The organism is Mycobacterium parascrofulaceum ATCC BAA-614, assembly GCF_000164135.1.
Lineage (GTDB): Bacteria > Actinomycetota > Actinomycetes > Mycobacteriales > Mycobacteriaceae > Mycobacterium > Mycobacterium parascrofulaceum.
Genome location: NZ_GG770553.1, coordinates 1,245,156 through 1,259,335, shown reverse-complemented (window position 1 = coordinate 1,259,335; position 14,180 = coordinate 1,245,156). Strand labels below are relative to the sequence as shown.

Annotated in this window: 13 protein-coding genes; 4 read left to right on the top strand and 9 right to left on the bottom strand. The window is 71.3% G+C overall.

What is annotated here, in order from left to right; genetic code table 11:
* The 4 genes from HMPREF0591_RS05905 to thiO form a co-directional block, all read right to left on the bottom strand.
* Positions 1–610: SGNH/GDSL hydrolase family protein (locus tag HMPREF0591_RS05905; protein WP_007167532.1), on the bottom strand; the 610-nt coding region annotated here is incomplete at its 3' end.
* Positions 607–1,311 (bottom strand): thiazole synthase, encoded by a 705-nt coding sequence (gene thiG, locus HMPREF0591_RS05900; RefSeq protein ID WP_050790012.1) that lies wholly within the window; start codon positions 1,309–1,311, stop codon positions 607–609. The genes thiG and HMPREF0591_RS05905, both read right to left, overlap by 4 nt.
* 103 nt (positions 1,312–1,414) lie before the next feature.
* Positions 1,415–1,612 carry a sulfur carrier protein ThiS gene (gene thiS / locus HMPREF0591_RS05895; RefSeq protein WP_007167530.1) on the bottom strand — a complete coding sequence of 66 codons (198 nt, stop codon included), beginning with the start codon at positions 1,610–1,612 and terminating at the stop codon, positions 1,415–1,417.
* Positions 1,609–2,613: a glycine oxidase ThiO gene (thiO, locus tag HMPREF0591_RS05890; protein WP_007167529.1), complete on the bottom strand. Its 1,005-nt coding sequence runs from the start codon at positions 2,611–2,613 to the stop codon at positions 1,609–1,611. The genes thiS and thiO overlap by 4 nt, the downstream gene beginning before the upstream one ends.
* Before the next feature lie 129 nt (positions 2,614–2,742).
* Between thiO and thiE the strand changes: the two genes are divergently transcribed.
* Positions 2,743–3,414 carry a thiamine phosphate synthase gene (thiE, locus tag HMPREF0591_RS05885; RefSeq protein ID WP_007167528.1) on the top strand — a complete coding sequence of 224 codons (672 nt, stop codon included), beginning with the start codon at positions 2,743–2,745 and terminating at the stop codon, positions 3,412–3,414.
* Here the strand turns inward: thiE and HMPREF0591_RS05880 are convergent.
* Entirely contained in the window at positions 3,386–4,009 is a 624-nt protein-coding gene (locus HMPREF0591_RS05880; protein ID WP_040621213.1) for an NUDIX hydrolase, read from the bottom strand. The genes thiE and HMPREF0591_RS05880 overlap by 29 nt on opposite strands.
* A gap of 134 nt (positions 4,010–4,143) precedes the next feature.
* On the opposite strand from HMPREF0591_RS05880, the gene glnX reads away from it, so the two are divergent.
* From glnX to HMPREF0591_RS05865, 3 genes are read left to right on the top strand one after another with little or no spacing between them, the layout of a single operon-like run.
* On the top strand, positions 4,144–5,463 hold the full coding sequence (gene glnX, locus HMPREF0591_RS05875) for a protein kinase G-activating protein GlnX (RefSeq protein WP_007167526.1): 1,320 nt from the start codon (positions 4,144–4,146) through the stop codon (positions 5,461–5,463).
* The gene (locus HMPREF0591_RS05870) at positions 5,460–6,440 is read left to right on the top strand and encodes a glutamate ABC transporter substrate-binding protein (RefSeq protein ID WP_007167525.1); all 981 of its coding nucleotides are present in this window, start codon (positions 5,460–5,462) and stop codon (positions 6,438–6,440) included. Before glnX ends, HMPREF0591_RS05870 begins: the two co-directional genes overlap by 4 nt.
* Positions 6,440–8,719 (top strand): serine/threonine-protein kinase PknG, encoded by a 2,280-nt coding sequence (locus HMPREF0591_RS05865; protein ID WP_007167524.1) that lies wholly within the window; start codon positions 6,440–6,442, stop codon positions 8,717–8,719. The genes HMPREF0591_RS05870 and HMPREF0591_RS05865 overlap by 1 nt, the downstream gene beginning before the upstream one ends.
* Positions 8,720–8,858: 139 nt before the next feature.
* Here the strand turns inward: HMPREF0591_RS05865 and HMPREF0591_RS05860 are convergent, their stop codons facing one another.
* The 4 genes from HMPREF0591_RS05860 to fgd form a co-directional block, all read right to left on the bottom strand.
* Positions 8,859–9,719, bottom strand: coding sequence for a DUF559 domain-containing protein (locus HMPREF0591_RS05860; protein WP_007167523.1), 861 nt, complete (start codon positions 9,717–9,719; stop codon positions 8,859–8,861).
* Between the two features lie 217 nt (positions 9,720–9,936).
* Complete coding sequence (locus HMPREF0591_RS05855; protein ID WP_007167522.1) at positions 9,937–11,094, bottom strand: acetate kinase; 1,158 nt, start codon at positions 11,092–11,094, stop codon at positions 9,937–9,939.
* On the bottom strand, positions 11,087–13,177 hold the full coding sequence (pta, locus tag HMPREF0591_RS05850) for a phosphate acetyltransferase (RefSeq protein ID WP_007167521.1): 2,091 nt from the start codon (positions 13,175–13,177) through the stop codon (positions 11,087–11,089). The genes HMPREF0591_RS05855 and pta overlap by 8 nt, the downstream gene beginning before the upstream one ends.
* Positions 13,170–14,180: a glucose-6-phosphate dehydrogenase (coenzyme-F420) gene (gene fgd / locus HMPREF0591_RS05845; protein WP_007167520.1), complete on the bottom strand. Its 1,011-nt coding sequence runs from the start codon at positions 14,178–14,180 to the stop codon at positions 13,170–13,172. The genes pta and fgd overlap by 8 nt, the downstream gene beginning before the upstream one ends.

The following is a 14,180-nucleotide window of genomic DNA, read 5'->3' as shown; positions in this document are numbered from 1 at the left end:
CGCGGACCACCTCGCAGCCCGTGGCCGCCGCCGCGTCGGCGGTGAGCCGTTCCAGTGTGGCGGCCACGTGGCGGCCGAGGTCGGCGTCCGCCTCCGACAGCGGGGCGGCCCGCGTGCCCGCGGGCGGCAGGACGGTGAGGTAGTCGACGAACAACACCCGGGCCCGCGGTGCGCGATCGCGCACCGCGACCCCGACCGCGCACAACGATTCGAACACCGCGTCGAGGGCCCGATTGCGCGCATCGACGTCCAGCAGTTCGGCCATCCGCGGCCCGAGCAACGGCAGCCGCCGCAGGGCCCGCGGCAACGAGGCGGCCATCAGCAGCGGAACGTAGCCGACGTCGTTGCCGCCGATCGTGATCGTCACCAGGCGTTCGGAGCCGTCCACCGCGTCGATCTGGGGTGGCGTGCCGCGCTGGCGGTCGACGAGCACGTGGGCGGTGGTCGCGCCGGAAAAGGTGACGTCTACCAGGTCGAGGCCGCAGCGCCGGGCGACCAGGTGCGGATAGTTGCGCGCCGAGCGGCCCGAACCCCAGGGCGCCCCCTTGGCGCGGGGCCCGATGCCCGGACCGGCGGCCATCGAACTGCCAATGGCCACATACCGTTTCATCGTTGCGGGCTGGACGCCTGCGCCCAGAAGCGCTTGGGGATCCGCCCGGCCCGGCGGGCCAGGTAGCCGGCGGTGACGGCGGCGGCCATCGCGGCCGCCATCGCCGCGGGATCGGCGGCGCGGGTCACCGCGGTGGCCAAAAGCACGGCATCGCAACCCAATTCCATTGCCAGCGCGGCGTCGCTGGCCGTCCCGATGCCGGCGTCGAGCACCACCGGAACGCCGGCCCGGGCGACGATCATCTCGATGTTGTGCGGGTTGGTGATGCCCAGTCCGGTACCGATCGGCGAGCCCAACGGCATCACCGCCGCGCAGCCGGCGTCCTCGAGCCGGCGGGCCAGCACCGGGTCGTCGTTGGTGTAAGGCAGAACGACGAACCCGTCGTCGACCAATTGCTCGGCGGCCCGGACCAATTCGACCGCGTCGGGCAGCAGCGTGCGCTCGTCGGCGATCACCTCCAGCTTGACCCAGTTGGTGTTCAGCGCCTCGCGGGCCAGCTGCGCGGTGAGCACCGCCTCGGCCGCGCTGCGGCACCCCGCGGTGTTGGGCAGCGGCGTGATGCCGAGCCGGTTGAGCAGGTCCAGCAGCCCCGTCCCGCCCTCGGCGTCGACCCTGCGCATCGCGACGGTGGTCAGCTCGGTGCCCGACGCGACCAGCGCCTCCTGCAGCGCGGCCAGGCTGGTCGCCCCGCCGGTGCCCATGATGAGCCGCGAGGCGAAGCTGCGATCGGCGATCGTGAGCTTGGTTTCCGTCCCGTGACGATGCAGGCCGGTACGGCCCGAGGAGGAGCGGGACAATTCAGATTCAGCCACCCTGCACCGCCGTCACCACCTCGAGCCGCGCACCGTCGAACAGCGTTGTCGTCCAATCGGATCGCGGGAGCACCGCGTCGCCCATCGCCACCGCGACGCCCCGGTCGGGGTAGCCCAGCGACTCCAGCAGCGCGGCCACCGTGATCCGCTCGTCGACCTCGACCTTCTTCTCGTTCACCACGACGATCATGCGCGGGCTCCGACCGGGGCCAGTTCGGACACGATCTGTTCCGCGGTCCACGGCGCCAACAGGAAGCCGGACCGGCCGTGGCCGCCGGCGACCAGGGTTCGTTCGTCGAGGCGCTGCACCAGTGGCAAATTATCGGGTGTCATCGGCCGCAGCCCCGCGGCGCACTCGGCCAGCTCGTACTCGCCGAGCGCCGGCAGCACGGCGCAGGCGTCGTCGAGCAGGTCGCGCACCCCCGACACCACCGGGGCGGTGTCGCGCCCGTGTTCGTATTGGGTGGCGCCGACGACCACCCCGTCGGCCCGGGGCACCAGGTAGACCTGCCGCCCGTGCACGCGCGCGCGAATCACGCGGCGGGGCACCGGCATACACCCGCGCCGCCAGCGCAGCCGCAGCACCTCGCCCTTGACGGGGCGCACCGGCAGGCCCGGCCACAGCGCGGGGGCGTCGATGCCGTTGGCGATCACCACCGCGTCGCCGTCAACCGTCAGGTCGCGCGCCGGCGGCGCCCAGCGCACCCCGAGGCGCTCGCACTCCGCGGCCAGGGCCTCGAGCACCGCGCGGTTGTCCACCGCCAGCTCGGTGGGCGCCCGAAAGCCGTGCCGGATGCCCTGGGCCAGCAGCGGTTCGAGGTCGCGGGCGGCCGACTCCCACACCACCGGATGCCCCTGCGCCGACAGCCAGTCGGCGACCGTGCGCAGGTCGGCGACGTCGGCGCGGTCGACGGCCACCACCAGCGACTCCCGGGCGGTGATGACCTGCGGCGGCAACCCGTCGAGGAAGCCACCCTCGCGCCACAGCCGCAGCGACTCGAGGCCCAGCTGCAGCAGCCGCTCCTCACCGGGCCAGCCCTCGCTGTGCGGGGCCAGCATGCCGCCCGCGACCCAGGACGCGCCCGCGGCGCCGGTGCGGTGCACCCGCACCGACCACCCGGCCTGCGCCGCGCGGCGCGCGACCGCCAGCCCGATGACGCCACCGCCGATGACCGCGAGTGAGTTGGGCATCCTTTGCTCCCTTCGCCGGCATGACCCGGATCAGGTGTGACGGTAAGGGCACGCGTGCCCACTCTCAGTCCCCGCTCGCCGGGACTCCCGTGTTCTTCGGCTTCCACGCTAGCGCGCTAGCGTCACGGTGTGCATCAGCGAGTTACCCGGCTGGCGGCCGCACGGCTGTATCTGTGCACCGACGCGCGCCGGGAGCGTGGCGATCTGGCCGAGTTCGCCGACGCCGCCCTGGCCGGCGGGGTCGACATCATCCAGCTGCGCGACAAGGGGTCGGCGGGTGAGCGGCGCTTCGGGCCCCTCGAGGCGCGCGACGAGCTGGCGGCGTGCGAGATCCTGGCCGACGCCGCCCGCCGGCACGGCGCCCTGTTCGCGGTCAACGACCGGGCGGACATCGCCCGCGCGGCCGGCGCCGACGTGCTGCACCTGGGGCAGGGCGACCTGCCGCTGGACGTCGCGCGCGGGATCGTCGGCCCGGACACGCTACTCGGCCTGTCCAGCCACGACCGGGATCAGGCCGTCGCGGCCAGCGCGAGCGAGGCCGACTACTTCTGCGTCGGGCCGTGCTGGCCGACCCCCACCAAACCGGGCCGCGAGGCGCCGGGCCTGCCGCTGGTGCGGGCGGCGGCCGGGTTCGGCGGCGCCAAGCCGTGGTTCGCGATCGGCGGCATCGACGAGGCGCGGCTGCCCGAGGTGCTGGCCGCCGGCGCCCGCCGCATCGTGGTGGTGCGCGCGATCACCGCGGCCGCCGACCCGCGGGCCGCGGCGCGGCGGCTCAGATCAGCGCTTGCAGCAGCGTGTTGATGCGGGGATTCAGCGGCGCGACGTCTGCGTCCCCCGGCATGCACCAGAAGAAGCCGGCCTCGATCTCGATCGTGCGCGGCAGCTGCCGCCGTCGTTCGTCCGCGTGGTCCAGCGGCACCAGCGCCGTGGCGGTGCGCAGCCGCTGCCAGCTCGCGGCGAAGCCCGGGTGCAGGGGCAGGTTGGCCACCTCGTCCTCGGCGACCCAGCGCATCTCGGCGCTCTCCCCGTTGGGCACGGTGTGCAGCAGCTCCGGGGCGTCGGCGACGACCGTGGTGTAGGTCCAGCGGTCGCCGCCCAGCCCGGCGACCTCGGCGGTGACCACCGTCGAGCGCACCGTCACCAGCCCGCCGTGCAGCCCCGCCTCCTCCTGCGCCTCGCGGACCGCGGTCTGCTCCGGGGTCTCGTGGCTGTCCCGCGCCCCGCCGGGCAGGCCCCAGGTTCCGCCCTGGTGGCTCCACACCGCGCGGTGCTGCAGCAGCACCGCGGGGGTACCGTCCGGTTGCGGGGCCCGCAGCAGCAGACCCGCCGCGCCGAAGCGGCCCCAATAGTGGGCTCCGCTGGTGGAAACCACCCAACCGTCACCGTCGCTTCGCACGAGTTCAGGATATGCACGTGATCGCCCGGTCTCTTGGTCTGCCTCCACCCATCCGCCGCACAATTCTCTTAGAATTCGCTTATAGAGTTTGGTGCAGCGTTCCAGTGGTCGCGAAAGACGAGGGTTGATTCGACGTGACGGTTGAGCTGGCGCACCCGTCGACGGAGCCGCAGGGGTCGCGGTCGCCGGTCGAACCAGTCCATCCGCGCTGGTGGTTCATCTCGACCACGCCGGGCCGCATCCTGAGCATCGGCATCGTGCTGGCGGTGCTCGGCGGTATCTGCGCCTTCGCCACCTCGACCACCATCAACCACCGGCAGCAGGTGCTGACCACGGTCCTCAACCACACCGAGCCGCTGTCGTTCGCCGCCGGGCGGCTGTACACCACCCTCTCGGTGGCCGACGCCGCGGCGGCCACCGCGTTCATCGCCGAAGCCGAGCCGCCGCCCGTCCGCCAGCGCTACGAGCAGGCCATCACCGACGCCTCGGTCGCGGTGACCCGGGCCTCGAGCGGGCTCACCGACGAACCGCTGGTGCAGCTGCTGGGCCGGATCAACGCCGAGCTGGCCGTCTACACCGGCCTGATCGAAATCGCCCGCACCAACAACCGGGAGGGCAACCCGGTCGGGTCGTCGTACCTGTCGGAGGCGTCGGGGCTGATGCAGTCGACGATCCTGCCCGACGCGGCGCAGCTGTATCAGGCGACGTCGGAACGGGTGGACGCGGAAACCACCGCCTCCACCCAGATCCCGGCGCCGGTCATCCTGGTGGTCACCGCCACCGCGGTGTTCGGCATCTTCGCCCACCGGTGGCTGGCCAGGCGTACCCGGCGCCGGATCAACCCGGGCCTGGTCGTCGGCGGCCTCGCTATCCTCGTCATGGTGGTGTGGGTCGGGACCGCGCTGGCCATCTCGACGGCCGCCAGCCGTAGCGCGAAGAACACCGCCGCCGACTCGCTGCGGATCGTGACCAACGTCGCGATCACCGCCCAGCAGGCGCGGGCGGACGAGACGCTGTCGCTGATCCGCCGCGGGGACGAGGAGAAGCGCAAGGAGTCGTTCTATCAGCGGATCGACTCCATGCACTCCCAGCTCGCCCAGTACATGGTCCGCGGCGACGCCGTCGACAAGCCCGACCTGGAGGGCGCCGATCAGCTGCTGTTGCGCTGGCGGCAGGCCAACGACCGGATCACCTCCTACATCTCGGTGGGCAACTACCGGGCGGCCACGCAGGTCGCCCTGGGCAGCAGCGAGGACGACTCCACCCCGGCGTTCGACAAGCTCGAGTACCAGTTGGTGAAGGCCATCGACCAGAGCCGCACCCACCTGCGCAACGACGTCCTCAACGCGCGCAGCGGGCTGTCCGGCGCCCAGGTCGGCGGCGTGGTGCTCAGCCTGGGCGCCGCCATCGCGGTGGCCCTGGGCCTGTGGCCGCGGCTGAGAGAGTACCGATGACGGCGCGGCCGGCCCGGCTGCTGCGGGCGGGCGCCGTGCTCGCCACGGCGGCCGTGCTGGCCGGGTGCGGGCACACCGAATCGCTGACGATGGCCACCGTGCCGACGCTGCCGCCGCCCACCCCGGTCGGCATGCAACAGCTGCCGCCGGAGCCGCCGCTGCCGCCGGACGACCCCAGCCAGGGCTGCGACCTGACGGCGAGCCTGCGGCCCTTCCCGACCAAGGCGCAGGCCGACGCGGCCGTCGCCGACATCCGCGCCCGCGGGCGGCTGATCGTCGGGCTGGACATCGGCAGCAACCTGTTCAGCTTCCGCGACCCGATCACCGGCGAGATCACCGGCTTCGACGTCGACATCGCCGGTGAGATCGCGCGCGACATCTTCGGCGCCCCGTCGCACGTCGAATACCGCATCCTGTCGTCCGACGAGCGCGTCACCGCGCTGCAGCGCTCCGAGGTCGACGTGGTGGTCAAGACCATGACCATCACCTGCGAGCGGCGCAAGCAGGTCAACTTCTCGACCGTCTACCTCGACGCCAACCAGCGCATCCTGGCGCCGCGGGATTCGCCCATCACCAAGGTGGGCGACCTGTCCGGCAAGCGGGTCTGCGTGGCGAAGGGCACGACGTCGCTGCACCGGATCCGCCAGATCGACCCGCCGCCGGTGATCGTGTCGGTGGTGAACTGGGCCGACTGCCTGGTGGCGATGCAGCAGCGCGAGATCGACGCCGTCAGCACCGACGACTCGATCCTGGCCGGGCTGGTCGAGGAGGACCCGTACCTGCACATCGTCGGCCCCAACATGGCCACCCAGCCCTACGGCATCGGGATCAACCTCACCAACACCGGTCTGGTGCGGTTCGTCAACGGCACGCTGGAGCGGATCCGCCGGGACGGCACGTGGAACACGTTGTACCGCAAGTGGTTGACCGTGCTGGGCCCCGCGCCCGCCCCGCCCACGCCGAGGTACCTGGACTGATGACCGACTCGGACAAGGCCGAACACACCGAACCCGGCGCCGACGACGTCAGCCCGGGCACGCAACCGCCGGACACCCAGGGCGGCGGCCCGACGACGGGGCGAATCCAGGCCACCCAGGCGCTGTTTCGTCCCGACTTCGACGACGAGGACGACGACCTTCCGCACATCTCGCTCGGCACCGTGGACAGCGAGCCGCAGGACCGGGTGACGATAGGGACGCGGGTGCTGCCGCCGGTCCGACAGCTGGGCGGCGGACTGGTCGAGATCCCCCGGGTGCGCGACATCGACCCGCTCGAGGCCCTGATGACCAACCCGGTGGTGCCGGAGGCCAAGCGGTTCTGCTGGAACTGCGGCAAGCCGGTCGGCCGGTCGAGCAAGGGCGTCAAGGGTGAGTCGGAGGGCTGGTGCCCGGCCTGCGGCAGCGCGTATTCGTTTCTGCCCCAGCTGAATCCGGGAGAGATTGTCGCCGGGCAGTACGAGGTCAAGGGCTGCATCGCGCACGGCGGCCTGGGCTGGGTGTACCTGGCGGTCGACCACAACGTCAACGACCGCCCCGTCGTGCTCAAGGGCCTGGTGCACTCCGGCGACGCCGAGGCGCAGGCGATCGCGATGGCCGAACGACAGTTTCTCGCCGAGGTGGTTCACCCGCAGATCGTGCAGATCTTCAACTTCGTCGAGCACAAGGACCGGGGCGGCAACCCGGTCGGCTACATCGTCATGGAGTACATCGGCGGGCAGCCGCTCAAGCATGGCAAGGACAAGAAGCTGCCGGTCGCCGAGGCCATCGCCTACCTGCTGGAGATCCTGCCCGCGCTGACCTATCTGCACTCCATCGGCCTGGTCTACAACGACCTCAAGCCGGAGAACATCATGCTGACCGAGGAGCAGCTCAAGCTGATCGACCTGGGCGCGGTGTCGCGGATCAACTCGTTCGGCTACCTCTACGGCACCCCCGGCTTCCAGGCGCCGGAGATCGTGCGGACCGGCCCGACGGTCGCCACCGACATCTACACCGTCGGGCGCACCCTGGCGGCGCTGACGGTGAACCTGCCGACCCGCAACGGCCGCTACGTCGACGGCCTGCCCGAACACGACCCGGCGCTGACCACCTACGACTCGTTCCGCCGCCTGCTGCGCCGCGCCACCGACCCGGACCCGCGGCGCCGCTTCGCCAGCACCGAGGAGATGTCCGCGCAGCTGATGGGCGTGCTCCGCGAGGTGGTGGCCCAGGACACCGGCATACCGCGGCCCGGGCTGTCGACCATCTTCAGCCCCAGCCGCTCGACGTTCGGGGTGGACCTGCTGGTCGCGCACACCGACGTCTACCTGGACGGCCAGGTCCATTCGGAGCGGCTGACGGCCCGCGAGATCGTGACCGCGCTGCAGGTGCCGTTGGTGGACCCGACCGACGTCGCCGCCCCGGTCCTGCAGGCCACGGTGCTGTCCCAGCCCGTGCAGACGCTGGACTCGTTGCGCGCGGCGCGGCACGGCACGCTGGACGCCGAGGGCGTCGAGGTTTCCGAGTCGATCGAATTGCCGCTGATGGAGGTCCGCGCGCTGCTGGACCTGGGCGACGTGGCCAAGGCCACCCGCAAGCTCGACGACCTGGCCGAGCGGGTCGGCTGGCAGTGGCGGTTGGTGTGGTACCGGGCCGTCTCGGAGCTGCTCACCGGCGACTACGATTCCGCCACAACGCATTTCACCGAGGTGCTGGACACGTTCCCGGGCGAGCTGGCACCCAAGCTGGCGTTGGCCGCCACCGCCGAGCTGGCCGGAGACGTCGACGAGCAGAAGTATTACCAAACCGTGTGGAAGACCAACGACGGGGTGATCTCGGCGGCCTTCGGGCTGGCGCGCTGGCTGTCCGCCGAGGGCGATCGGGCCGCCGCGGTGCGCACCCTGGACGAAGTGCCGCCCACCTCGAGGCATTTCACCACCGCGCGCCTGACCAGCGCGGTGACCCTGCTGTCGGGGCGGACGAAGAGCGAGATCACCGAGGAGGATATCCGCGACGCGGCCCGCCGCGTCGAGGCGCTGCCGCCCACCGAACCGCGCGTTCTGCAGATCCGCGCGCTGGTGCTGGGCTGCGCGATGGACTGGCTGGAAGACAACAAGGCCAGCACCAACCACATCCTCGGCTTCCCGTTCACCGAGCACGGGCTGCGGCTGGGCGTCGAGGCCGCGCTGCGCAACCTGGCCCGGGTGGCGCCCACCCAGCGCCATCGCTACGAGCTGGTGGACATGGCGAACCGGGTGCGGCCGACCAGCACGTTCTAGGTTTTCGGACGCGTGCGCGTCCAGGGCTTGCCGCGAGACCGGCGGCTTGCCCACCCTCCGCCGCTTCGCGTGTGCGTCCAGGGCTTCGCGGGTGCATCCAGGGCGGGAAGATCGCCCGGATCCCGCCGTGAGCGCACACTCAAAGCCGTGACCGCACACGCGATGCGGCCAGCGCGTCCCGAACCCGGCGCACGATCACGGCGGGCCGGTCCTCGGCGACCACCCGGACGACGATCCACCCCATCTGCTCCAGCATCTCGATGCGCCGGATGTCCTTGACGTATTGCCTTCTTTCCGTGCGGTGTTGGTCGCCGTCGTATTCAACGGCGACCATGTCTTCCGCCCAGCCCAGATCGAGAAAGGCGACCGGGATGCCGTCGACGCCGAGCACCGGTATCTGGGTCTGCGGCCGGGGCAGGCCGGCGTCGATGAGGAGCAGCCGCAAATAGCTTTCCCGCGGCGACTGCGCGCCCGGGTCGACCAGCTCCAGCGCCGTCTCGAGGCGCCGCAGGCCGGGTGAGCCCGGATGGCGCTTGGCGATGCGCAGCACGTCGTCGACCTTGAAACCCGTTGCCCGGGCGAGGGCGTCCAGCCGCACCACCGCCGAGCGCACCGCCCCGCGCCGGCCGATGTCGAAGGCGGTGCGCTCGGGGGTGGTGACCGGATACCCGCCCACCGTCTGCGTCTCGCCCTCGAGCAGCGCACCGCGCCGCGTCAGCACGCCGCGCGGCGGGCGGGTGTTGGCGTGATGCAGCTCGATCAACACGTCGTCGGGGATCCACTTCGACCCGTGTAAGGCGGCGGCGGCCGCGCCCGCGATCGTCGCCGCCCGCCCAGACCACAGCCAGGCCGCCGAGATTCGCCGCTCGAGTGACAGCCCGGCACCGTTGGATACGTAGACGTTCGGAAAGACGGCACGATAACGGGCCCGCAGTTGATGGCGGTTGAGCGCGCCCGACTCCAATGCGTCACTGCCGATGAACGGTTTCCCCGGTTCCATGCCGGAACGGTCGCACGTCGGCCACGCTTCGCGAATTCCGCTATGCACAGTGTGGTCGCGTGTGCGCTCAGGGCTTTGCGCGTGCGCTCACGGCGGGAATCGGGGGACTTTTGCGCCGTGGACGCACATTCGACGCCGTGAGTGCACGGTCAGCGCAAAGGGCGGGGGGCCCAGGGGGCGGGGCCCAAAGGCCGGGGGCCCAGGGGGCGGGGGGCCCTCAGCCGCTCAGCGCGCTCACGCAGTCGCGGGCGATGGCCAGTTCCTCGTTGGTGGGGATCACCAGCACGGCGATCGGTGAGTCCTCGGCGGAGATCTGCCGGGCGCCCCTGCCGCCGCCGAGGTTGCGGCGCTCGTCGAGCACGACGCCCAGCTCCTCCAGCCCGGACACCGCGTCGCGGCGCACGGCCGCGTCGTTCTCCCCGATGCCGGCGGTGAAGGTGATGACATCGGTGTGCCCCAGCACCGCCAGGTAGGCGCCGATGTACTTGCGCAGCCGGTGCGTGAACACGCTGTAGGCCAATTGGGCTGCGCCGTCGCCCGATTCGATCATGGCGCGCAGCCGCCGGAAGTCGCGCTCACCGGACAGGCCGAGCACCCCCGACCGCTGGTTGAGCATGGACTCGACCTCGTCGACGCCCATCTTGGCCATGTGGCACAGGTAGCTGACGATGCTGGGGTCGATGTCGCCGCTGCGGGTGCCCATCACCAGGCCCTCCAGCGGCGTCAGGCCCATCGAGGTGTCCAGCGGCCGGGTGCCGGCGATCGCGGAGGCCGAACAGCCGTTACCCAGGTGCAGCACAATCTGTTTGGTGCCCCGCAGCGGCCGGCCCAGGAAGGCGGCGGCCTGCTCGCTCACGTACCGGTGCGACGTGCCGTGAAAACCGTAGCGGCGGATCTGCCAGCGTTCGGCCAAGCCGCGGTCGATGGCATAGGTGGCGGCGGCGGGCGGCATGTCGTGGAAGAACGCCGTGTCGAACACGGCGATGTGCGGGACGTCCGGCAGCAGCTTGCGCGCCACCTCGATGCCCTTCACCGCGGGCGGGTTGTGCAGCGGCGCCAGCTCCGACAATTCGTCGAGCTTGTCGAGCACCGCGTCGTCCACCCGGGTGGGCCGGTAGAAAGTGTTGCCGCCGTGCACCACTCGGTGGCCCACCGCCACCAGGCCGCAGGCGCGCAAGTCGATGCCCTGCTCGGACAGCGCGTCGAACGCGTGCCGCAGCGCCGCGTCGTGGTCGGGGACCCCGGAGGACTCCTCGCCGATCCGCTCGACGTTGCCGGTGGCGCGGGCCGCGCCCGAATCGGGATCGACCAACTGGTATTTCAGCGACGACGAGCCGGAGTTGATCACCAGTACGACGCGGTTGGCGCTAGCCACGGATGCCCTGCGCCTGGATCGCGGTGATGGCGACGGTGTTCACGATGTCCTCGACCGTGGCGCCGCGGGACAGGTCGTTGACGGGTTTGCGCAGCCCCTGCAGCACCGGGCCGATCGCGATCGCCCCGGCGCTGCGTTGCACCGCCTTGTAGGTGTTGTTGCCGGTGTTGAGGTCGGGGAAGATCAGCACCGTGGCGCGGCCGGCCACCGGCGAGCCGCGCAGCTTGGTGGCCGCGACGGACGGCTCGATCGCCGCGTCGTACTGGATGGGGCCCTCGACGGGGAGTTGGGGCGCCCTCAGCCGGACCAATTCCGTTGCCTTTCTGACCTTGTCGACGTCGGCGCCGGTGCCCGATGCTCCGGTGGAGTACGACAGCATCGCGACCCGCGGTTCGATGCCGAACTGCGCCGCGGTGCGCGCCGACGAGATCGCGATGTCGGCCAGCTGCTCGGGCGTCGGGTTCGGGATGATCGCGCAGTCGCCGTACGCCAGCACGCGGTCGGGCAGGCACATCAGGAAGATGCTGGACACGGTCGAGACGTCGGGGACGGTCTTGATGATCTCGAAGGCGGGGCGAACGGTGTGCGCCGTGGTGTGCGCCGCGCCCGACACCATGCCGTCGACCATGCCGTTGAACACCAGCATGGTGCCGAAATACGTAGCGTCGCGCATGATCTCGCGGGCGTGCTCGACGGTGACGCCCTTGGCCTTGCGCAACTCGGCGTACTGGTCGGCGAACCGGAAGCGCAGGTCGCTGGTGAGCGGGTCGATGACCTGTGCGCCGTCGAGGTCCACCCCGAGCTCGCCCGAACGCTGGCGGATCTGCGCCTCGTCGCCGAGCACGGTGAGGTCGGCGACGCGGCGCTGCAGCACCCGGCCGGCCGACTTGAGGATGCGGTCGTCGTCGCCCTCGGGAAGCACGATGTGCTTGCGGTCCGACCGCGCCTGCAGCGTCAGCCGGTGGATGAACATCTGCGGCGTGGTGACCGTCGGTATCGGAATGGCAAGCTGGGCAAGCAGATCCGTGATGTCGACGTAGCGGTCCATCAGCTCGAGCGCGGTGTCGATCTTGCGCTGCGAGTTCGCCGTGACGCGGCCGCGGACCGCGGCCGCCGCGCTGGCGGCGTCGTAGGTGCCCAGCGTGGTGCCGATGATCGGGAGTCGCAGCCGCAGCCCGGCGACCAGCGCGGCGATCGACGGATGGAGCCGGAACCCGCCGTTGAGGACGATGCACGACAGCGACGGAAAGCCTTCGGCCGCATGGGCGCTGGCCACCGCGAGCACCACGTCCGAGCGGTCACCGGGGGTGATGACCGCCATCCCGTCGCCGAGCCGCTCCAGGACGTGGTCGGCGGTCATCCCGGCGACCAGCACGCCGGTGACCTCGCGTTCCCGCAGCGACGCCTCACCGCTGACCGGCGTTCCGCCGACCGCCTTTTCGAGCTCGGCCACCGTCGGCGCACACAGCAGCGGCTCTTCGGGCAGCACGTAGCTGCGCTGCGGGAAGGCCTCCAGCGCCTCGGCGACCTCCCCGAGCCGCGCCGGTTCGCAGCGGTTGGCCACCACCGCGGCGGCGTGGGCGCGCTGGGCGGCCAGCTCGGCCAGGCACACGTCGACGACGCGCGCGACCTCGTCGGGGGTGCGGCCCCGGCCGCTGACCGTGAGCAGCACCGGCGCGCCGAGGTTGACCGCGATCCGGGCGTTGACCGACAGCTCGGCGGGCCGGGCGACGTCGGTGTAGTCGCTGCCCACGATCACCACCGCGTCGCAGTCGTCGGCCATCGCGTGATAGGCGTCGACGATGGCGGCGATCGCGGCGTCGGTGTCCGCGTGCAGCTGCTGATAGGTCACGCCGAGGCACTGCTCGTAGGGCACGCCCGCGGTGGTGTGCCGCAGCAGCAGGTCCAGGATGTAGTCGCGGTCCTTGCCGTCGGTGACCCGCGTGATCGGCCGGAACACGCCGACCTTGGCGACGGTCGCCGTCAGCCGGTGCAGCAGCCCCAGCGCGAGCGTCGACTTGCCGGTCTCCGGTTCCGGAGCGGCGATGTAGATCCCCGACGCAGGAGTGGCGGATTCAGCCAAGTCGCCGCAGCCTGGGGGCCAGATCCTTCTCGAAGAGGTCCAGGAAGCGGCGCTGGTCATGGCCGGGGGCGTGGAACACCAGGTGGTTGAGCCCCCAGCCGACGTAGTCCTTGACCTTTTCGACGGCCTCGTCGGGGTCGGAGGCCACGATCCACCGCTTGGCCACCTGCTCGATCGGCAGCGCGTCGGCGGCCTTCTCCATCTCGATCGGGTCGTCGATGCTGTGCTTCTGCTCCGGGGTCAGCGACAGCGGCGCCCAGAACCGGGTGTTCTCCAGGGCGAGCTCCGGATCGGGGTCGTAGGAGATCTTGATCTCGATCATCTTGTCGATGTCGTCGGCGTCGCGGTCGTTGACCGCAGCGCCCTCCAAGACGGCCGGGATCAGCTTGTCCTTGTAGAGCTCCTCGCCCTTGCCCGAGGTGCAGATGAAGCCGTCGCCGGCGCGGCCGGCGTATTTGGCCACGGCCGGCCCGCCGGCGGCGACATAGATGGGCACGCCGCCCTCGGGGACGTCGTAGATCGAGGCGCCCTTGAGCCGGTAGTACTCGCCGTCGAAGTCCACGCGGTCGCCGCGCCACAGCTCGCGCATCAGGCGCACCGATTCGCGCAGCCGGGCGAAGCGCTCCTTGAACTCCGGCCACTCGCCCTCGTAGCCGGTGGCGATCTCGTTCAGCGCCTCCCCGGTGCCGACGCCGAGGAAGATCCGGTCCGGGTACAGGCAGGCCATGGTGGCGAACGCCTGCGCGATGACGGCGGGGTTGTACCGGAAGGTCGGCGTGAGCACCGAGGTGCCCAGCACGATCCGCTCGGTGCGCTCACCCACGGCGGTCATCCACGCCAGCGAGAACGGGGCGTGCCCGCCCTCGTGCCGCCACGGCTGGAAATGGTCACTGACGGTTGCGCTGTCCATGCCGTGAGCTTCGGCGGCGACAGCGAGTTCGACGAGCTCGCGCGGGGCGAATTGTTCGGCGGATGCCTTGTATCCCAGTTTCAGTTCAGCCAC